This is a genomic window from Tenacibaculum aquimarinum (assembly GCF_022478115.1).
Lineage (GTDB): Bacteria > Bacteroidota > Bacteroidia > Flavobacteriales > Flavobacteriaceae > Polaribacter > Polaribacter aquimarinum_A.
This window is the reverse complement of the sequence record NZ_JAKGSC010000001.1, coordinates 1,251,583-1,270,626: the sequence shown is the minus strand read 5'-3', so window position 1 is coordinate 1,270,626 and position 19,044 is coordinate 1,251,583. Positions and strand designations below refer to the sequence as shown.

Below are 19,044 nucleotides of genomic sequence, written 5' to 3'. Positions count from 1 at the left end.
GATTTTTTTATTACTAAAAGTCAGTTTTTTACCGTAATTTTGCAACTCCTTTTGCATTAATAATGCATATAAATAAATTTAACTGATTATCAGTTTTCCTTTAACATGAAAGACATTAAAATAACAATACAAGAAACCAACAACAATGCTATTATTAAATTTGTAAGTAATTCAATTTTAATAAATGGTGGAAGTTACGAGTTTACCAATATAGATGAGGCAAAAAACTCACCTTTAGCACAACAATTATTCTATTTACCATTTGTTAAGAAGATATTTGTTACCGCTAACTTTATAGCAATTCAACGTTTTGATATTGTAGAATGGAGTGATGTACAAGAAGAAGTTCGCGAACAAGTTGAAGCCTATTTACAAGAAGGCAACACAGTAATAAAAGAAGAAAGAACAAACAAAAAAGAAGCTATTGAAGTGTATGCTGAAGTTACCCCAAACCCTTCAGTAATGAAATTTGGAACCAACAAGGCACTTACACAAACAGATGTTGAGTTTAAGAATATTGATGAAGCAAGTAAGTCTTCTCCTCTAGCCCAAGCATTATTTGTTTTTCCGTTTGTTAAAGAAGTTTTTATTTCTGACAATTATGTTTCTATTTCTAAATATGATATGGTGGAATGGAATGAAGTTTACGGACAAGTAAGAACTTTTATTAGAGAATATTTACAAGAAGGTAAAACCATTTTAAAAGAACTTCCAAAGCAAGCAGCATCAAAAAAAGAAATTACCGTTTCTAAAGAAAATTTATCTGAAACATCAGCCAAGATTGTTGATATTTTAGATGAATACATTAAACCTGCCGTTGCTTCAGATGGCGGAAACATTGCATTTCAATCTTATGATGAAGAAAGCAAACGTGTAAGTGTAATTTTACAAGGAGCTTGTAGCGGTTGCCCATCTTCTACCATTACTTTAAAAAATGGAATTGAAACAATGTTAAAAGAAATGTTACCAAATAAAATTAACGAAGTAGTTGCAATAAATGGGTAAAATAGTAAAACCGTACAAAGATTCTGACTTAGGAAAAAAAGAGCAAGTTGCTAAAATGTTTGATAACATTTCTGAAAATTACGACGGATTAAACCGTATAATATCATTAGGAATAGATGTTAGCTGGCGTAAAAAAGTAGTAAAATTGGTTGGAGAAAATAATCCAAAACAAATTTTAGATATTGCAACTGGTACTGGAGACTTAGCCATGATGATGGCTGAATTAAATCCAGATCGTATAGTTGGTTTAGATATTTCTGCAGGAATGCTAGAAGTTGGAAAACAAAAAATTGCTAAAGCAAACCTTTCTAACAAAATAGAAATGATTGTTGGAGACAGTGAAAACATGCCTTTTGATGACAATACATTTGATGCAATAACTGTTTCTTTTGGTGTAAGAAACTTCGAAAACTTAGATAAAGGTTTAACTGAAATAAATAGAGTTTTAAAACCTAATGGTAAATTTGTAGTTTTAGAAACCTCTAATCCAACTAAATTTCCATTTAAACAAGGTTACAAATTATACACTAATATAGTTTTACCTGTTATCGGAAAATTATTCTCTAAAGACAAAGTAGCTTATTCTTATTTATCTGAAAGTGCAAATCATTTTCCTTTCGGAAAAGCTTTCAACAATATTTTAGAAAAAAACGGGTTTAGTAATACGAAAGATATACCAGTAACTTTTGGAGTTGCATCAATTTATACAGCCACAAAATAACCCATGAAGAAACAATTTATAATTTTAGGTTTTTTACTTTTAATAATAAGCAGTGCTTTTGCTCAAAAGGACAGAATAGAGAACTTACCTAGTTTTGATAAGCCTCGTTTTCATTACGGATTTTATTTAGGCCTAAACAGAAACGATTTTAAATTAGACTACAGACCTAACTCTTCCACTAACAATCCAAACATTGTTGTTGAACCTTCAATTGGTTTTAATGTTGGTTTAATAGCTGACTATAGACTTCATAAAAACATTAATCTGCGTTTTGAGCCAGGCTTAATGACCAATACAAAAACCATAACTTTTAATCATGTTGTAGGTTCAGACGCTCAAAGAATACGAGAAGATGTAGGCTCAACATTTTTACACATGCCTTTAATCTTAAAGTTTAGTACGGATAGATTAGATAATGTAAGACCTTATATTTTAGGCGGCTTATCTTTTGACCATAATTTCTCTAGTAATGAAGATCAACAAGACGACAATACTAGCGGTGAGTTTAGAATGAAATCTAGTAACTTTATGTATGAAGTTGGTATTGGAATCGATATTTATTTACAATACTTTAAATTTTCACCATCAATTCGTGGCGTTTTTGCAATTACAGATGAGCTAAAATACGATGATGCAAGTCCAAGTCAGTGGACAGACCCAATAAACTATATGGGAACGCGAGGCGTATTTTTACACTTTGCTTTTGAATAATAAAAAAAAGGTTGCCAATTGGCAACCTTTTTAATTTTCTAAAGTATTAGAAAAAACCCTGAAAACATCAATTTTCACTTTCAAATTCCCAACCTCTTCTTATTCTTAGCTATTCAGTTAGACCCAACAAAAACAAGAAAGTCACAAAATAAAACAAGAAAGGCTGCATAAGCAGCCTTTCTAAAAGATAGGAGTTTCCCCCAAAACTTTTGCCCTATCTTATTTCTTTACCCATTAAGACACGACTATATTCGATAAAGTCACAATAAAAAATAATTTCTTTTAGTTTAATATCTCAACCTTACTGTCTACTATATCTTTAATTGGTATAACAACCTTACCTTCAGCAGTTGACAATATCATACAAATATTATCAATACTTATTATAACACCTTCTATACCATTCGTTTTTATTTTTTGCCCAATACCCAAGTTCTTACGCGAGTAATAACCAAACAATAAACGTTCAACAGCACCTCTAGAGCCTAATCCAAAAGCAATTGTAAATGCCGCTAAAATAGAACCTATTATTAACGTTAAATTACTTTTAATAACTGAGGTATCTATACCTGCTTGATCCAAAGCCGTAATTGATAAAAATATTACAATTAAATAAAAAGCAATATTACCTACTAAGTTTCCTCCAGAAATTTCTAACGATTTAAACATAGAAGTTATAGCTTTTTTTACAATTGTACCTAAATAAGCACCAGCTACAAAAATTGCTAAAGCTGTTAGTAATCTAGGTAAATAGGCAAAGAAGCTACTAATTCCATTAGAAACAGAATCCATACCAAATATACCAGCTCCAGCCATTACAAATATTAAAATAAGAAACCATTTTAGTACTCCTAAAATTACATTGGTTAACATTACATTAATAGTTGTATCTCCAAAAATTTCGGTCTCACTTAACTTCTCTGACCATTTATCAATGTTAGTTTTTGCTAGAATTTTTCTTATAACAAAAATGAATATTTTGATAAAAAGCCATGCAAAAAGCACAAAACCAATAAATTTAAATACAGTTGGTAGCGCTGCTAGAATATCTTGAAAAATTGCTTGAAATGGCTGTAGAATTCCATCTTTAAAGTCTGACATAATTTTATAATTTAGTTAGTTATAATAAATTGTTTAGTTATCTTTTTTTTCTGAACTACCTCCAGTTAATAAATCTCCAATAGTACTTGGATATTTAACCACAAATAAATCGGCTAAATCTATGGTAAGTTTTATCATGCCAATATCATTCAACACTTTTTCTTTAAGTATCTGCGGCACTTCTTCGTTATGTAGTATTTTTTTAAACGGATTTTCCATACTTACAATTCTTCATACTTTTTAACTACGCGTTCCTTAGCTCTTTTAATACGCATTTTTACTGCACTCGAGCCCAAATCTAAAGACTCCTGAATTTCTTGAATACTCATATCATCTTGATACTTCATCAATAAAATCATTTTGTCCTGTGGTTCAATTAACGCCATAGCCTTCGCTAACTTATCTGATTTTAACTCAAATAATGTGGCGTCATCAATCTCGTTCTCATTTATATCTTCATCTTTAATAACATCAGTTACAACAGTAACTTTTTCATTTTTCTTGTTGGTGTTTCTTTGTACATAATTTACACAGAAATTATATGTAAAAGAATACAACCAAGTAGAAAACTTAGATTTCCCTTTAAATGAACGTAGTTTTACAAACAACCTAATAAACACATCATGTGTTAAATCTTGCGCCTCTTCTTTACTTTTAGAAAAGCCGTAACATTTATTATATACTACGCTAGAATACCTATCATATAAAACAGCAAACAAATGAGTATTATTTGTTTCTACTATTTCTTTGACAAGATCTTCATCACTTAATGAAGCAGCATTAGTCGTTTTCAATTGTTAGTATAGTTGGTTTCAAGTTTAGACACTTAAATAAGATACATGTCACTTATTTTGTTCATTTAAAAATCAAAATTAACATTTCTTTAACCAAAAAGGTAAAATTTTAAAAAAAATATTTTTTTTTGTAACATTCACTTAACATCTTACGTATAAGTAAATGCAGGCTATGCAATAATTAATAAAATTTAGACAAAAGAATATGAGACAACTTAAGATTACCAAGCAGGTTACTAATAGAGAAACCGCGTCTTTAGATAAATATTTACAAGAGATAGGAAAGGTAGATTTAATTACTGCCGATGAAGAAGTAGAATTAGCACAAAGAATTAAAGCTGGTGATCAAAGAGCATTAGAAAAACTAACAAAAGCGAATTTACGTTTTGTGGTTTCTGTTGCAAAACAATATCAAAACCAAGGATTAACATTACCAGATTTAATTAATGAAGGTAACTTAGGTTTAATTAAAGCAGCAAAACGTTTTGATGAAACTCGTGGATTTAAGTTTATATCGTACGCAGTTTGGTGGATTCGTCAATCTATCTTACAAGCCTTAGCAGAACAATCTCGTATTGTACGTTTACCGTTAAATAAAATTGGTTCAATCAATAAAATTAACAAAATGTACGCTTTCTTAGAGCAAGAAAACGAAAGACCACCAAGTCCAGAAGAAATTGCTAAGAAATTAGACATGACAGTTAATGACGTAAAAGAATCTATGAAGAATTCTGGACGTCACGTATCTATGGATGCACCATTAATTGAAGGAGAAGACTCTAACTTATACGATGTATTAAACTCGGGAGAATCTCCAAATCCAGACAAATCTTTATTACATGAATCTTTACGTATTGAGATTAACAGAGCTTTAGAGACATTAACTCCGCGTGAAGCAGACGTAGTAAAATTATACTTTGGTTTAGGAGAACACCAACCGATGACATTAGAAGAAATCGGTGAAACATTCGATTTAACTCGTGAGCGTGTTCGTCAAATTAAAGAAAAAGCAATTAGAAGATTAAAACACACTTCTCGTAGTAGAATTTTAATGACTTACCTTGGGTAATCATCATTCAAAATAAAACTTTAAAAACTCTCAAATTAATTTTTGGGAGTTTTTTATTTGAAGCTATTTCCTGCTTTCCGCTATATCTTTTTTACTTCTGTTTTGTTCTCGACACAAATTTTTCATTCTTCAAAATTCACTCAAACTGACAGTAAAAAAGGATGCCGCTTCAATCAGGGCTAAGCATATTTATTAATTTTATTACTTCCCTTACATTCTTGCTATACTAATTAATTATCTTTGCAACATAAAATAACAACACAACCACAAACAAATGAGTAATTTAATTGCACCTTCAATTTTAGCGGCAGATTTTGCCAACTTACAAAGAGACATCGAAATGGTAAACAATTCTGATGCCGATTGGTTTCATATCGATATAATGGACGGAGTTTTTGTGCCAAATATTTCTTTTGGAATGCCCGTTTTAAAAGCAATTTCTAAACACGCAACCAAAACTATTGACGTGCATTTAATGATTGTAAATCCAGATCAATACATACAAACTTTTGCAGATTTAGGTGCTAACATTTTAACGGTACATTATGAAGCCTGTACACATTTACACAGAACAGTTCAAGCAATAAAAGCTGCAGGAATGAAAGCTGGAGTTGCCTTAAACCCGCACACACCAATTGCTGTTTTAGAAGATATTATTGCAGATTTAGACTTAGTGTGTATTATGAGTGTAAATCCAGGTTTTGGAGGACAATCATTTATAGAAAACACCTATAAAAAAGTAAGTCAATTAAAACACTTAATTGAATTTTCAGAATCTAATTGTCAAATAGAAATAGATGGTGGTGTAACAGATAAAAACGCCAACCAACTTGTAGAAGCTGGTGCAAATGTTTTAGTTGCTGGGAGCTTTGTATTTAAAAGCGAAGATCCAACAGAGACAATTGCAGATTTAAAAGCATTAGTAAACTAAAACAATCTTACATTGACAGAGGATTTAAAAACATATTACGGATATTTATTTGAAGATGCTTTATTAGAAGAAATAAGCAAAATTGCTGTTCTAAAAGAGTACAAAGCACACAGTACAATTATAGATTACGAAAGCTATATTACCTCTATTCCTCTATTATTAAATGGCGCCATTAAAATATTAAGAGAAGATGAACAAGGCAACGAACTAGTGCTTTATTACTTAGAAAAAGGAGATACTTGTGCTATGACGCTATCTTGTTGTATGGGCCAAACCAAAAGTAAAATTAAAGCTATTGCAGAAACAGATGTGTCTTTATTAATGATTCCAAAGCAAAAAATGACTGACTGGCTAAGCACTTATAAAAGCTGGCAAGAGTTTATTTTACAAAGCTACCATAATAGATTACAAGAATTTGTAGAAGCAATTGATACCATAGCTTTTTTAAATATGGATAAACGTCTTTTTAAATATCTAAAAGACAAAGCAATGGTAAATAATAATGATGAATTATCTACTACACACAAACAAATTTCTGAAGACCTACACACATCTAGAGTTGTAGTTTCTAGGCTTTTAAAAAAATTAGAAAACGAAGGTAAAATTCAACTTTTTAGAAATAATATTAAAGTTTTAGAGTTGTAAAATGATAAAACTTAATGAAGACTTTTGGAATAACAAATATAAAGACAATAAAACAGGTTGGGATTTAGGCGCAGTTTCTCCGCCTATAAAAGCCTATTTTGATCAATTAGAAAACAAAGAATTAAAAATTTTAATTCCTGGGGGTGGAAATTCTTATGAAGCAGAGTATCTTTTTAAAAACGGTTTTAAAAATGTTTTTGTAGTAGACTTATCAATAATTGCATTAGAAAACATAAAAACCAGAATTCCTGAATTTCCAGATTCGCAATTATTACATGCTAATTTTTTTGATATAGAAGAACGTTTCGATTTAATTATAGAACAAACTTTTTTCTGTGCTATAAACCCTAATTTAAGACCAAAATATGCTTCTAAAATACATTCCGTTTTAAAGTCGAAAGGAAAATTAGTAGGTTTATTATTTGATGCTAAACTTAACGAAGATCATCCTCCTTTTGGTGGAAATAAAAAAGAATATCTTTCATATTTCGAACCTTATTTTTTAATTCATAATATGGAACCTTGTTACAACTCGTATCACAATAGACAAGGAAAAGAGTTGTTTGTTATGCTTCAGAAAAAATAATTTATAAGTAATAAAGGTTACATATAACTGTTATTTACTTCGTATTTTTATAGTCGATAAAAATACTATATGGAAGACATGATCTTTTACGATAGATTGCAATTTGCATTTACTATCACATTTCACTATATATTTCCACAATTGACAATGGGCTTGTCACTAATTATTGTTTATTTTAAATGGAAATATTTAAGAAGCAATATTGAAAAGTACAACAATGCCGCTAAATTTTTCATGAAGATTTTTGCAGTTAATTTTACAATGGGTGTTGTAACAGGAATTCCTATGGAATTTCAATTTGGTACCAATTGGGCAAAGTTTTCTGAATTAACAGGCGGAATTATTGGTCAGACTTTAGCCATGGAAGGCATGTTTTCTTTCTTTTTAGAATCATCTTTTTTAGCGCTTTTTATTTTTGGTGAAAAATTAATGGGACAAAAACTCCATTTTTTAACAGGTTTTTTAGTCTTTTTAGGTTCTTGGGCAAGTGGCTGGTTTATTTTAGCAACCAATGCTTGGATGCAACATCCTGTTGGTTATGAAATTTTAGAAAACGGAAAATTTGTGTTAGAAAACTTTTCAGCATTATTCTCAAATCCTTGGTTATTACCTGCTTTCTTACACAATCAAATGGCTTCTGTTGTAACATCTTCTTTTGTAGTTGCAAGTATTGGTGCTTTTTATGTCATTAGAAAAAAGCAAGTAGAATACGGGAAATTATTTTTAAAAACGGGTGTAATTTTCGGTTTAATTTCTAGTCTTTTAGTGGCTTTTCCTACGGGAGATTGGAATGCTAAAAATGTAGCAAAATACCAACCAGCAACTTTTGCTGCTATGGAAGGAATTTTTGAAACTGAAGAAGCTGGTGCCGAAATTGTTTTAGTAGGGCAACCTAATATGGTAGAAAAAAAATTAGACAATAAAATTGCAGTTCCTAATATATTAAGTTTCTTAACCCACCAAGATTGGAATCAGCAAATACCAGGAATGGATCAGTTTAAAGAAGAAGAATTGCCAGATAATATACCTGCATTGTATTATTCTTATCACATAATGGTTGGTTTAGGCACTATATTTATAGGTGTAATGCTTTTGGCACTTTTCCTTTTATGGAGAAAAAAATTATACACTTTTAAACCACTACTTTGGTTTATTATGTTTTTAGTTCCTTTTCCTTACATTGCTAATATTACTGGTTGGTATACAGCAGAATTAGGCAGACAACCTTATTTGGTTTATGGATTATTAAAAACAAGCGACGGAGTTTCGCCTACAGTTTCCTCTGGTAACACATTATTCACACTACTTGGTTTTGTTGCTTTATATATGCTTTTAGGTTTCCTATTTTTAGTATTAGTAGGTAAAACAATTAACGAAGGTCCAAAACTTCAAAAACATTAGACTATGGAAATATTTTGGTATATAATTATAGCATTTGTATTAGCAGTATTTTTTATTTTAGATGGATATGATTTTGGAACAGGAATCGTCCATTTATTTTTCGCGAAAAAAGAAAAAGACAAGCAAGTAATTGCAAAATCTGCCGGATTATTTTGGGATTCTAATGAGGTTTGGCTAGTTGCTGCTGGCGGAATGCTTTTTATGGCTTTTCCAACATTTTATGCTTCGGTTTTTAGTGGTTTTTATTTGCCTTTAATAATAGTTTTATGGTTAATTATTTTTAGAGCAATCGGATTAGAATTTAGAGGTCAACTTAATTACCAAATGTGGAAAGATATTTGGGATACTTCTTTTGGGGTTTCAAGCTTATTATTAGCGTTATTTTTTGGTATTGCTTTAGGAAACATTATAAGAGGTGTAAATTTAGGCGGTGTAGAAAACGGTGTTTCTGCTTATGAAGGTCATTATTTTTTCTTGCCATTATGGAATAGTAGCTTTAGTCCATTAACAGAACATCCTGGAGTTATAGATTGGTTTACAATTACAATTGGCTTAATAGCTGTTGTTACCTTAACTATTCATGGTGCAAATTGGGTAATTCTTAAAACTAATTCTTCCATTAATCTAAAACTAAAAGGAGTTATTTTTAAATTGAATATTGCCTTGACTATTCTTACTCTTTTCTCTTTATTTATGTGGCAAATTGTGAATCCTAATTCATTAAATAATTTTGCAGATAAACCTTATTTATTAATATTTCCTCTTATTTATTTAACTGGATTAATAGGGTTGTTTTTCATCAAAAAAATTAAGAAAGATCGTGTGGCATTTTTATTATCAACTATGTTAATTTTAGGCGGAATAACATCATCTTTAGCCTCTATATTTCCTATAATATTACCTTCAATAAACAACACACATGAGTCTTTAACTATTTACAATACCTCAACATCAAACTATGGTTTGTCAGTTGCTTTTATCTGGGGAATTATTGGTCTTATACTGCTTGTAATTTACGCTATTATTCAAAAAAGATTATTAGGCGGTAAGGTTGACGATATGGATTACGGACATTAAATAACACTGTAATGACAGAAACATTAATTTCTTTAATTAGTATTTTTATAGGAATAGTTGGCGCAATTTGTATTGGTTTTCTTATAAAAAAATACTCATTTGGTATTATTGGAAATACTATTGCAGGAGTTTTTGGGTGTATATTTATAATAAAGGCTTTTGGTAGATTAGGTTTTGACCCACAATCTATAATGCAAAACGGAATATTTCATAAGTGGTTATTTATGTTAAACTGTATTTTGTCATTTTTAGGAGGAATGTTAGGACTTATTCTTCTTAAAAAGATATATTTAAAAATGAATAAAAAAGGGGTTAACTAACCAGTTTTTTCATGTAATTAAATACAATTCTCTTTTCTTGTAACATAGGTTACAAACCAATATTTATTCTCAACTTACTTTTGTATCAGATAATTGAATGATACATGAAAAATCCACTATTTATACTTTTTCTGTTTTTAGGAACAATGTTTTTACAAGCACAAGAGGTAAAACCAATTTCTAAAAAGGCAGTTTTAAAACAAGTTTCTGAAAAAAATACAAGCATTAAAATTTCTGAACAAGAGTTTAATGTAGCAAAAGCAGATTACAAACAAACAAATGCTGTGTTTTTACCGAACATTACAGCAAGTCATACAGGAATTTCAACAACAAACCCTTTAATGGCTTTTGGTTCTAAATTGAATCAAGAAGTTTTAACACAAAACGATTTTAATCCTGCATTGTTAAATGATCCAGCTACAACTCAAAACTTTGCCACTAAGATTGAAATTCAGCAACCATTAATTAATTTAGATGGTTTGTACCAACGTAAAGCTGCCAAGTCTACAATGGAAGCCATGTCTTTAAAAACAGAGCGTACGCAAGATTATTTAGTGTTTGAAGTGGAAAAGGCATACATGCAATTACAATTAACATATAAAGCAGTAGACGTTTTAGAAAAAGCATTAAAAGCAGCAAATGAAAACAAAAAATTAGCAGACAATAGTTTTAAACAAGGCTATTTACAACGTGCAGATGTTTTAAATGTGGAAGTACGTGTTACTGAAGTTCAAAATCAATTACAAACTGCAAAAAGCAATGTGCAAAACGCATCCAATTATTTATCATTTTTAATGAATGATAAAACTTATGTGGTTTACAAACCAACAGATAAATTAACGGTTTCTACTTTTAATATTGAAGATAAAATGGTGTCTGAAAATCGTTCAGATATTAAAGCGATGCAATTAGCTTCAAGTGCTTATGAAGCGATGAACAAAGCTGATAAAATGGCATTTTTACCAAGATTAAATGCTTTTGGAAGTTATGAAATGTATGATAACAAAATATTTCAAGGAAGTGCTAATGGATATTTAATTGGAGCTCAATTAAGTTGGGATATTTTTCAAGGATCTAAACGTTTTGGGAAAGCGCAAAAAAGTAAAGCTGAATTTGAAAAATCAAAACTTGAATACCAACAATATGTATCTCAAAGTAATTTAGAATTAAATAAAGCTAAACGTGCTTTTTTAGATGCTGAAAACAAATTGAAATTAACCACTTTGGCATTAGAACAATCGGAAGAATCTTTAAGAATTAGAACTAACAGATTTAAAGAAGGTTTAGAAAAAACTTCAGATTTGTTAATATCTGAAACAAAATATGCGCAAAAGCAATTAGAATATTATCAAACCATTTTTGAATACAATTACTCACAAGCATACTTACAATTTTTAACTAAAGAATAATTTTTAAGATGAAAAAAATATATACAATCCTAACACTTTCTGTAGCGCTATTATTAGCAAGTTGTGGAAGCGAAGACAAAAAACCTGTTGTAGATAATTCGCCAGCAATTAGCGTAAAAACTAGTCAAGTAGCAGCAAACAGTAACAGTCCTTTTTTATCTGTAAGCGGAAAAATCCAAGCCACAAATAGTGCAGATTTAAGCACTAGAATGATGGGTTACGTTAATAAAGTACATGTTAATGTTGGCGATAAAGTCCGTAAAGGACAATTATTAGTATCTATTAATAATTCCGATTTACAAGCTAAAAGAGCTCAAGTAAATGCAGGAATTACAGAAGCAAATGCAGCTTTAAGTAATGCGAAAAAGGATTACAACCGCTTTAAAAACTTGTTTGCAGACAATAGTGCGTCTCAAAAAGAGATGGATGATATGACTGCTAATTACGAAATGGCAAAAGCTAGAGTAGAAGGTGCTAATCAAATGAAAAACGAAATCAACGCCCAATTTGCTTACAGTAATATTACTGCACCTTTTAGCGGAACAGTAACTAGTAAAAATGTGGAAGCTGGTAACATGGCAAATCCTGGTGTATCATTAATAAGTATAGAAACACCTGGAAATTTTGAAGTGATGGTAATGGTACCGGAAACAGAAATTTCTGCTATTAAAAAAGGAGTTACTGTTGCTGTGTTAGTTAAATCAATCAATAAAACCATAAAAGGAAAAGTAAAAGAAGTGAGTACTTCTGCTAAAAATACAGGTGGACAATATTTGGTAAAAATTGATTTGGATAAAACAGATGCTACTATTTTATCTGGGATGTTTACAACAGTGCAATTTCCTGTAGAAAGAAAAGCAACGTCATCCATGGTTTTAATACCAAACGAAGCTATTGTCACAAATGGACAATTATCAGGTGTGTACACAGTAAGCCAAAGCAATACAGCATTATTACGTTGGTTGCGATTAGGTAGAACGTTTGGTGATCAAGTAGAAGTATTATCTGGTTTAAATACAGACGAAGCATACATTGTTTCTGCTGAAGGCAAACTGTTTAATGGTGCGAAAGTTACAATTCAATAACTAATAAGTTGCGTTAGGGATAGAAACGACATCCTTTTTACGTCAGTTCGAGTGAATTTGCCTAAGCAAATTTGTATCGAGAACAAGTAAAAAGATACAGTGGATAGCCTGTTAAAACGCCCAAAATATAAAGATTTCCATTGTCATGGGAATGAAAAAAAGTAATAATTATGAAAGAAGGAATCGCAGGTAAAATTGCCAAAGTCTTTATGCAATCGAAGCTTACAGTGCTTTTGATGATTGTATTTATGGTGGTTGGTGTGTACAGTTCGTTTTTAATTCCGCGTGAAGAAGAACCGCAAATTGATGTGCCTATGGCAGACATTTTTGTGGGGTATCCTGGAGCTAGTCCTACGGAAGTGGAGTCGCGTGTGATTAAGCCTTTAGAGCAATTAATTTCGAATATTAAAGGTGTGGAATATGTGTATTCTACGTCGATGAAAGAGCAAGGCATGGTCATCGTACAGTTTTATGTTGGCGAAGATATTGAGCGTTCTTTTGTGAAATTATACAACGAAATTAACAAGCACATGGACCAAATGCCGGAAGGTGTTACGTTTCCGTTAGTAAAAACGCGTGCGATTGACGATGTGCCAATGTTGGGTTTAACGTTGTGGAGTGAAAATTATGACGACTACCAGTTAAACCAAATTGCTCAAGAGTTGGAAGCTGAAATTAAGAAGATAAATGATGTGGCTATTACGCATAAAATTGGTGGTAGAGATCGTCAATTACGTGTGGTTTTAGATAAAGATAAATTAGCTGCAAGTGGTTTGGACTTTTTGTCGGTTTCGGAAATGATTAAAGCAAATAATAGCCAATTAAGTGCTGGAAGTTTTGATAAGAATGATACTGAGTTTTTAGTAAATACAGGTTCGTTTTTAGCTTCGGTTACAGATGTTGAAAATCTGGTGGTTGGTGTGCAACAGAATCAGCCTATTTATTTAAAGCAAGTCGCAAAAATTATTGATGGACCAGAAGTACCACAAAATTATGTGAGTATAGGTTACGGAAAAGGAAGTGTGAAATCGGTTGATTATAGGTCGGAATATCCTGCTGTTACTATTTCGGTAGCGAAACGGAAAGGTGCAGATGCCATGAAAATTGCTGATGTGATTATTGATAAAGTGGATCACTTACGTAGTACTTTAATTCCGGATGATGTACATGTAGAAGTCACTAGAAATTATGGTGAAACAGCGTCGCATAAAGTATCGGAATTACTGTGGCACCTTATTGGGTCTATCTTTGCGGTAACACTTGTCGTGATGCTAGCAATGGGTTGGCGTGGTGGATTGGTCGTGTTTTTATCGGTGCCAATTACGTTTGCTTTAACCTTATTGAGTTACTACATGATGGATTACACGCTAAACCGAATTACCTTATTCGCATTAGTATTTGTAACGGGAATTGTGGTGGATGACTCGATTATTATTGCCGAAAATATGCACCGACATTTTAAGATGAAACGTTTGCCTTTTAAAGAAGCAGCTTTATATGCGATAAATGAAGTTGGAAATCCAACGATTTTAGCAACATTTACAGTTATAGCATCTGTTTTACCTATGGCTTTTGTGTCTGGATTAATGGGGCCTTATATGGCACCAATGCCAATTGGAGCGTCTATTGCAATGATATTGTCTTTATTTGTTGCCTTAACTATTACACCTTATTTAGGCTATATTTTCTTAAGAGAAAAAGATAAAAAAGGCGCAGAAGAGAAACCAGAAAAAGCAGTAGAAAACACACTTATTTATAAGGTTTACAACAAGTTTGAACGTCCTTTATTAGAAAGTAAAGGCAAACGTTGGTTGTTTTTAGGATTGACTTTTATAGGTTTAATGGCAACTATGGTGTTGTTTTTTACAAAGTCGGTTGCTGTAAAAATGTTACCATTTGATAATAAGAATGAATTTCAAGTGGTTATTGATATGCCTGAAGGTACAACGCTAGAAAGAACAGGAGTTGTAGCACAAGAAGTATCGCAATATTTAGCGACGCGACCAGAAGTGGTTAATTATCAAAATTACGTTGGTACATCTGCACCAATTACGTTTAACGGTTTGGTACGTCATTACGACTTACGTGGAGGATCTAATATGGCAGATATCCAAGTGAATTTAATAGATAAAGGCGAACGTGATATACAAAGTCACGGAATTGCAAAATTAATGCGTCCAGATATTCAGAAAATTGCAGCAAAGTATAACGCCAATATTAAATTGGTAGAAGTGCCACCCGGACCTCCAGTTTTGTCAACTATTGTCGCAGAAGTCTATGGGCCTGATTATAACGAGCAAATTAGGATTGCAAATGGAGTTCAGGAAATCTTAAAAAATACAGATGATGTGGTAGATATTGATTGGATGGTGGAAGCAGATCAAACCGAATATCAATTCGATATAAACAAAGAAAAAGCGATGTTGTATGATATTGCACCACAGCAAATTGCGTATACCATGAATATGGCATTGTCTAATAGAGCGATCACAAATTTATATGATGAAGACGCAGTTAGTCAAGTTGGTTTGATATTGGCTTTAGATGAAAAAGAGAAATCTACAATTACTGATATTTCGCAATTAAAGGTAAAATCTAAACAAGGCAATATGGTTCCTATTGCAGATTTGGTAACTATTACAAAAACAACTGCAGCAAAAAGTATTTATCGTAAAAACCAAAAGCGTGTGGTTTATGTTATGGCAGATATGGCTGGAGATTTAGAAAGTCCTGCGTATGCGATCCTTGGAATGGAAGAAAAGTTAAAAAAGATTCCGTTACCAAAAGGATACGAGTTAAACGAAATGTATTTAGGTCAACCAGATTTTGAAGATAATTATACTGTAAAATGGGATGGCGAATGGCAAATTACACTTGAAGTTTTTAGAGATTTAGGTATTGCCTTTTTAGGAGCTATTATCTTAATTTACATTTTAATTGTAGGATGGTTTCAAAACTTTAAAGCACCTATCGTTATGATGGTTGCAATACCATTATCGTTAATCGGAATTATTTTAGGGCACTGGATTATGGGCGCGTTTTTTACAGCAACGTCATTTATTGGTATGATTGCTTTAGCAGGAATTATGGTTAGAAATTCGGTATTACTAATTGACTTTATCAATTTAAGAACAGCGGAAGGCGTGCCACTTAAAGAAGCTTGTATTGAAGCTGGAGCTGTACGTACAACACCAATACTATTAACAGCAGGAACCGTAGTTATTGGAGCATTTGTAATACTGTTTGATCCAATTTTTCAAGGATTGGCAATCTCTTTAATGGGAGGAACTATAGCATCAACTGTATTGACACTATTGGTTGTACCATTAGTGTATTATATGATAGAGAAGAAGAATTATAAATAATTAAATATAGAAATAATGTTAAATAAATATTTTAGAGTTATAGTTGGTACAATGGTTTTGTTAAGCGTTGTTTTAACTTATTATGTAAGTGAAAATTGGATATGGTTTACCGTATTTATTGGAGTAAATTTAATTCAGTCTGCATTTACAAAATGGTGTTTGCTGGAAACTATTTTAACAAAAGTATTTAAAATTGAAAAATAAATAATACTTATAATAAAAAAAGCAAGCTAATAAAGCTTGCTTTTTTCATGTTTTTAGTGATCTGTTAGGGTTTGAACCTTCAAACGAAATCTGATATTCTACCCAGTTGAACTACAGAGCCAACTCTCTACATTAAATTCTTTTTAACAAGTGCAGAAATTGTTTTACCATCTGCTTTACCTGCTAACTCTTTAGAAACAATTCCCATTACTTTTCCCATATCTTTCATTCCAGACGCTCCAATATGATCTATTGTAGAAATAACTACACCTTCAATTTCTTCTTCTGTTAAAGGTTCTGGTAAAAATTGTTCTAAAACCTTAAGTTCTGCCAATTCAGGATCTGCTAAATCTTGTCTATTTTGTTCTATAAAAATTGCGGCACTATCTCTTCGCTGTTTTACTTGTTTCTGAATAATTTTCATCTCTTGTTCTTCAGACAACTCTTCTTGAACTCCAGTCTCAGTTTTCGCTAATAAAAAAGCAGATTTTACAGCTCTTAAAGCCTGTAAAGCAACAGTATCTTTTGCTTTCATAGCTTCCTTCATTTTATCCATTATTTGTTTTTGTAAACTCATCTTTTAAATTTTTAGGAAAACAAATATAAGCATAAAAAAATTCCCGATTTCTCGGGAATTCATAACTATCTCAAAGATAGAGCAAGGGGACTACTAATCTACATTATCGTGTAGAAACGAATTATTAGATCTTAATTGAATATCATCATTTTCACCTGTACTTAATGTTGTTTTAGATTTACTAATACTCAGGTTTGTTTCGTCTAAGTTTACTCCAGCTCTTTTATAAGCGGGTTGACGTTCAATTTCATCAATATTTTGACTAACTTGATCTGTAAACTTATAGTTAAACTTCTTCATTTGCTCTCTCCTAGTATCGGATTTCTTTTGCAATTCAGAAATTGTTAAACTTAAAGGAGAAACCTCTTCACTTACTGTTTCTATCTTATTAATTTCCGATTGTGGTGCTGATGACTTTAACTCAAAGTTTAAACCTTCTTCAACCTCATCTTCAACAGAAATTGTTGATGCTTTTCCTATTGTAGGTTGTACATCAAAATCTTCTAAAACATATCTTTTTTCAACTACATTTTGCTCTTCAACCTTAAGCTCAGTTGCTTCAACAACGTCAATAGTATTAACATCTTCAGCTAAATCAAAAACTGTAGTTTCTGCTGCATTTATTTCTTCAGAAGGATTTAAAGGTAAATCAAAAATTAGATCTTGTTGAACTGATTTAACTTCTGGTACTATTTCAACTTCTGGTTGAATTTCTGTTATAATGAAATCTTCTTCAGACACAGCTGTTAAAACTTCATCATATACAACATCAATATTTTTAATAACTTCAGATGTTGGAATTAAATCTATTTGCACTTCTGCTTCTACGTCATCTTCTAAAACATGTACAATTTTCTCTTCAACCTTTTTAGTTAAAGGTTCATTGATACTTGTTACTTTTGTAACAGTATTCTTTTCAGAAAAATTATACGTAGCTTTTTGTTCTTCTTCTAAAGTATGAACAATTTTTTTAGCTTCAGTATTTGTAATTGTACTTTGCTGATCTGCTGCAAAACCAGTTGCAACAATAGTTAAAGCTATTCCATCTTCTAAAGACTCGTCTTCTCCAATACCCATAATAATATTGGCATCATAACCTGCTTCAGTTTGGATGTAATCATTAATTTCACCTATTTCATCTAATGTAACTTCGTTCTTTCCAGAAACTATTAGTAACAATACGTTTTTAGCTCCGGTAATTTTATTATCATTTAACAAAGGAGAATCTAGTGCTTTAACAATAGCATTTTTAGCTCTATTAGTTCCTTCTTCTTTTGCAGAACCCATAATTGCAGTTCCACTATTAGAAAGCACTGTTTTTGCATCGTGTAAATCAATATTTTGCTTGTAGTGATGCGTAATTACTTCTGCAATACCTTTAGCTGCTGTTGATAAAACTTCATCTGCCTTAGAAAAACCAGCTTTAAAACCTAGATTTCCATAAACTTCTCTAAGTTTATTATTATTAATTACAATTAAAGAATCAACATTACTGCGCAGTTCATCAATTCCTTTTTGTGCTTGTTTAGAACGCATTCTACCTTCAAACTGAAATGGCATTGTTACAATACCAACAGTAAGAATATCCATGTCTTTTGCAATTTTTGCAATAACTGGTGCTGCTCCTGTTCCTGTTCCACCACCCATACCTGCAGTAATAAACACCATCTTTGTATGTGTGCTTAACATTTGCTGTATTTCTTGTAAACTTTCTTTTGCCGCTTTTGCTCCTATTTCTGGGTTTGCTCCAGCTCCTAAACCTGATGTTAGATTTGCTCCTAATTGAATTTTATTAGGAATTGGACTACTATCCAATGCTTGAGAATCGGTATTGCAAATAACAAAATCTACCCCTGTAATTTGTTGGCTATACATGTGGTTTACGGCATTGCTACCTCCTCCTCCAACTCCAATTACTTTTATAGCATTAGATTGTGTTTTTGGCATATCGAACGAAATGTTATCAAATTCTGCGCTCATAATAACTGCTCTTTTTTTTTATTTTTATATTATTAAAAAGCTCTCTCAGGGGATAATTCAATA

The 19,044-nt window shown here is 31.5% G+C and carries 19 protein-coding genes; 14 read left to right on the top strand and 5 right to left on the bottom strand.

What is annotated here, in order from left to right; genetic code table 11:
- The first annotated feature begins 105 nt into the window (after positions 1 to 105).
- Genes L1S33_RS05920 through porT form a run of 3 tightly spaced genes read left to right on the top strand, consistent with a single transcriptional unit; the run spans position 106 to position 2,437 of the window.
- Complete coding sequence (locus tag L1S33_RS05920; RefSeq protein ID WP_240561618.1) at positions 106 to 1,005, top strand: NifU family protein; 900 nt, start codon at positions 106 to 108, stop codon at positions 1,003 to 1,005.
- Entirely contained in the window at positions 998 to 1,726 is a 729-nt protein-coding gene (gene ubiE, locus L1S33_RS05915) for a bifunctional demethylmenaquinone methyltransferase/2-methoxy-6-polyprenyl-1,4-benzoquinol methylase UbiE (protein ID WP_240561617.1), read from the top strand. The genes L1S33_RS05920 and ubiE overlap by 8 nt, the downstream gene beginning before the upstream one ends.
- 3 nt (positions 1,727 to 1,729) lie before the next feature.
- On the top strand, positions 1,730 to 2,437 hold the full coding sequence (gene porT, locus L1S33_RS05910; protein ID WP_240561616.1) for a type IX secretion/gliding motility protein PorT/SprT: 708 nt from the start codon (positions 1,730 to 1,732) through the stop codon (positions 2,435 to 2,437).
- 282 nt (positions 2,438 to 2,719) lie between these two features.
- On the opposite strand, the gene L1S33_RS05905 is transcribed toward porT, so the two are convergent.
- Genes L1S33_RS05905 through L1S33_RS05895 form a run of 3 tightly spaced genes read right to left on the bottom strand, consistent with a single transcriptional unit; the run spans position 2,720 to position 4,332 of the window.
- Positions 2,720 to 3,538 carry a mechanosensitive ion channel family protein gene (locus L1S33_RS05905; protein ID WP_240561615.1) on the bottom strand — a complete coding sequence of 273 codons (819 nt, stop codon included), beginning with the start codon at positions 3,536 to 3,538 and terminating at the stop codon, positions 2,720 to 2,722.
- 33 nt (positions 3,539 to 3,571) lie between these two features.
- On the bottom strand, positions 3,572 to 3,757 hold the full coding sequence (locus tag L1S33_RS05900; RefSeq protein WP_240561614.1) for a hypothetical protein: 186 nt from the start codon (positions 3,755 to 3,757) through the stop codon (positions 3,572 to 3,574).
- Positions 3,758 to 3,759: 2 nt separating this feature from the next.
- Positions 3,760 to 4,332: an RNA polymerase sigma factor gene (locus L1S33_RS05895; protein WP_240552947.1), complete on the bottom strand. Its 573-nt coding sequence runs from the start codon at positions 4,330 to 4,332 to the stop codon at positions 3,760 to 3,762.
- 205 nt (positions 4,333 to 4,537) lie between these two features.
- On the opposite strand from L1S33_RS05895, the gene L1S33_RS05890 reads away from it, so the two are divergent.
- From L1S33_RS05890 to L1S33_RS05840, 11 genes are all read left to right on the top strand, one after another.
- Complete coding sequence (locus L1S33_RS05890; RefSeq protein WP_072555650.1) at positions 4,538 to 5,401, top strand: sigma-70 family RNA polymerase sigma factor; 864 nt, start codon at positions 4,538 to 4,540, stop codon at positions 5,399 to 5,401.
- Positions 5,402 to 5,675: 274 nt separating this feature from the next.
- Positions 5,676 to 6,332, top strand: a complete 657-nt coding sequence (rpe, locus tag L1S33_RS05885; protein WP_240552948.1) for a ribulose-phosphate 3-epimerase — start codon at positions 5,676 to 5,678, stop codon at positions 6,330 to 6,332.
- Between the two features lie 12 nt (positions 6,333 to 6,344).
- Positions 6,345 to 6,977, top strand: coding sequence for a Crp/Fnr family transcriptional regulator (locus L1S33_RS05880; RefSeq protein ID WP_240561613.1), 633 nt, complete (start codon positions 6,345 to 6,347; stop codon positions 6,975 to 6,977).
- A gap of 4 nt (positions 6,978 to 6,981) precedes the next feature.
- Positions 6,982 to 7,563 (top strand): methyltransferase domain-containing protein, encoded by a 582-nt coding sequence (locus L1S33_RS05875; protein ID WP_240561643.1) that lies wholly within the window; start codon positions 6,982 to 6,984, stop codon positions 7,561 to 7,563.
- 69 nt (positions 7,564 to 7,632) lie between these two features.
- A complete protein-coding gene (locus tag L1S33_RS05870) occupies positions 7,633 to 8,964 on the top strand; it encodes a cytochrome ubiquinol oxidase subunit I (RefSeq protein WP_240561612.1) in 1,332 nt (443 codons plus the stop codon).
- A 3-nt stretch (positions 8,965 to 8,967) separates the two neighbouring features.
- The gene (gene cydB, locus L1S33_RS05865; RefSeq protein ID WP_240561611.1) at positions 8,968 to 10,041 is read left to right on the top strand and encodes a cytochrome d ubiquinol oxidase subunit II; all 1,074 of its coding nucleotides are present in this window, start codon (positions 8,968 to 8,970) and stop codon (positions 10,039 to 10,041) included.
- An 11-nt stretch (positions 10,042 to 10,052) separates the two neighbouring features.
- Entirely contained in the window at positions 10,053 to 10,361 is a 309-nt protein-coding gene (locus L1S33_RS05860; protein ID WP_240561610.1) for a hypothetical protein, read from the top strand.
- 104 nt (positions 10,362 to 10,465) lie between these two features.
- Complete coding sequence (locus tag L1S33_RS05855) at positions 10,466 to 11,770, top strand: TolC family protein (RefSeq protein WP_240561609.1); 1,305 nt, start codon at positions 10,466 to 10,468, stop codon at positions 11,768 to 11,770.
- Between the two features lie 8 nt (positions 11,771 to 11,778).
- On the top strand, positions 11,779 to 12,855 hold the full coding sequence (locus L1S33_RS05850) for an efflux RND transporter periplasmic adaptor subunit (RefSeq protein WP_240561608.1): 1,077 nt from the start codon (positions 11,779 to 11,781) through the stop codon (positions 12,853 to 12,855).
- Between the two features lie 170 nt (positions 12,856 to 13,025).
- Positions 13,026 to 16,220 carry an efflux RND transporter permease subunit gene (locus L1S33_RS05845; protein ID WP_240561607.1) on the top strand — a complete coding sequence of 1,065 codons (3,195 nt, stop codon included), beginning with the start codon at positions 13,026 to 13,028 and terminating at the stop codon, positions 16,218 to 16,220.
- Positions 16,221 to 16,235: 15 nt separating this feature from the next.
- Positions 16,236 to 16,424, top strand: coding sequence for a YgaP family membrane protein (locus L1S33_RS05840; RefSeq protein WP_240561606.1), 189 nt, complete (start codon positions 16,236 to 16,238; stop codon positions 16,422 to 16,424).
- A gap of 127 nt (positions 16,425 to 16,551) precedes the next feature.
- Here the strand turns inward: L1S33_RS05840 and L1S33_RS05835 are convergent, their stop codons facing one another.
- Positions 16,552 to 17,001, bottom strand: coding sequence for a GatB/YqeY domain-containing protein (locus tag L1S33_RS05835; RefSeq protein WP_240561605.1), 450 nt, complete (start codon positions 16,999 to 17,001; stop codon positions 16,552 to 16,554).
- Between the two features lie 93 nt (positions 17,002 to 17,094).
- Positions 17,095 to 18,981: a cell division protein FtsZ gene (gene ftsZ / locus L1S33_RS05830; protein WP_240561604.1), complete on the bottom strand. Its 1,887-nt coding sequence runs from the start codon at positions 18,979 to 18,981 to the stop codon at positions 17,095 to 17,097.
- Between the last annotated feature and the right edge of the window lie 63 nt (positions 18,982 to 19,044).

What these genes read in the sequence shown, in the direction of transcription:
- cydB (WP_240561611.1), top strand. Translation starts at nt 8,968, where the DNA reads ATGGAAATATTTTGGTATATAATTATAGCATTTGTATTAGCAGTATTT.
- porT (WP_240561616.1), top strand. Translation starts at nt 1,730, where the DNA reads ATGAAGAAACAATTTATAATTTTAGGTTTTTTACTTTTAATAATAAGC.
- rpe (WP_240552948.1), top strand. Translation starts at nt 5,676, where the DNA reads ATGAGTAATTTAATTGCACCTTCAATTTTAGCGGCAGATTTTGCCAAC.
- L1S33_RS05860 (WP_240561610.1), top strand. Translation starts at nt 10,053, where the DNA reads ATGACAGAAACATTAATTTCTTTAATTAGTATTTTTATAGGAATAGTT.
- L1S33_RS05840 (WP_240561606.1), top strand. Translation starts at nt 16,236, where the DNA reads ATGTTAAATAAATATTTTAGAGTTATAGTTGGTACAATGGTTTTGTTA.
- L1S33_RS05900 (WP_240561614.1), bottom strand. Translation starts at nt 3,757, where the DNA reads ATGGAAAATCCGTTTAAAAAAATACTACATAACGAAGAAGTGCCGCAG.
- L1S33_RS05890 (WP_072555650.1), top strand. Translation starts at nt 4,538, where the DNA reads ATGAGACAACTTAAGATTACCAAGCAGGTTACTAATAGAGAAACCGCG.
- L1S33_RS05850 (WP_240561608.1), top strand. Translation starts at nt 11,779, where the DNA reads ATGAAAAAAATATATACAATCCTAACACTTTCTGTAGCGCTATTATTA.
- L1S33_RS05870 (WP_240561612.1), top strand. Translation starts at nt 7,633, where the DNA reads ATGGAAGACATGATCTTTTACGATAGATTGCAATTTGCATTTACTATC.
- L1S33_RS05835 (WP_240561605.1), bottom strand. Translation starts at nt 17,001, where the DNA reads ATGAGTTTACAAAAACAAATAATGGATAAAATGAAGGAAGCTATGAAA.
- ubiE (WP_240561617.1), top strand. Translation starts at nt 998, where the DNA reads ATGGGTAAAATAGTAAAACCGTACAAAGATTCTGACTTAGGAAAAAAA.
- L1S33_RS05845 (WP_240561607.1), top strand. Translation starts at nt 13,026, where the DNA reads ATGAAAGAAGGAATCGCAGGTAAAATTGCCAAAGTCTTTATGCAATCG.
- ftsZ (WP_240561604.1), bottom strand. Translation starts at nt 18,981, where the DNA reads ATGAGCGCAGAATTTGATAACATTTCGTTCGATATGCCAAAAACACAA.
- L1S33_RS05855 (WP_240561609.1), top strand. Translation starts at nt 10,466, where the DNA reads ATGAAAAATCCACTATTTATACTTTTTCTGTTTTTAGGAACAATGTTT.
- L1S33_RS05920 (WP_240561618.1), top strand. Translation starts at nt 106, where the DNA reads ATGAAAGACATTAAAATAACAATACAAGAAACCAACAACAATGCTATT.
- L1S33_RS05905 (WP_240561615.1), bottom strand. Translation starts at nt 3,538, where the DNA reads ATGTCAGACTTTAAAGATGGAATTCTACAGCCATTTCAAGCAATTTTT.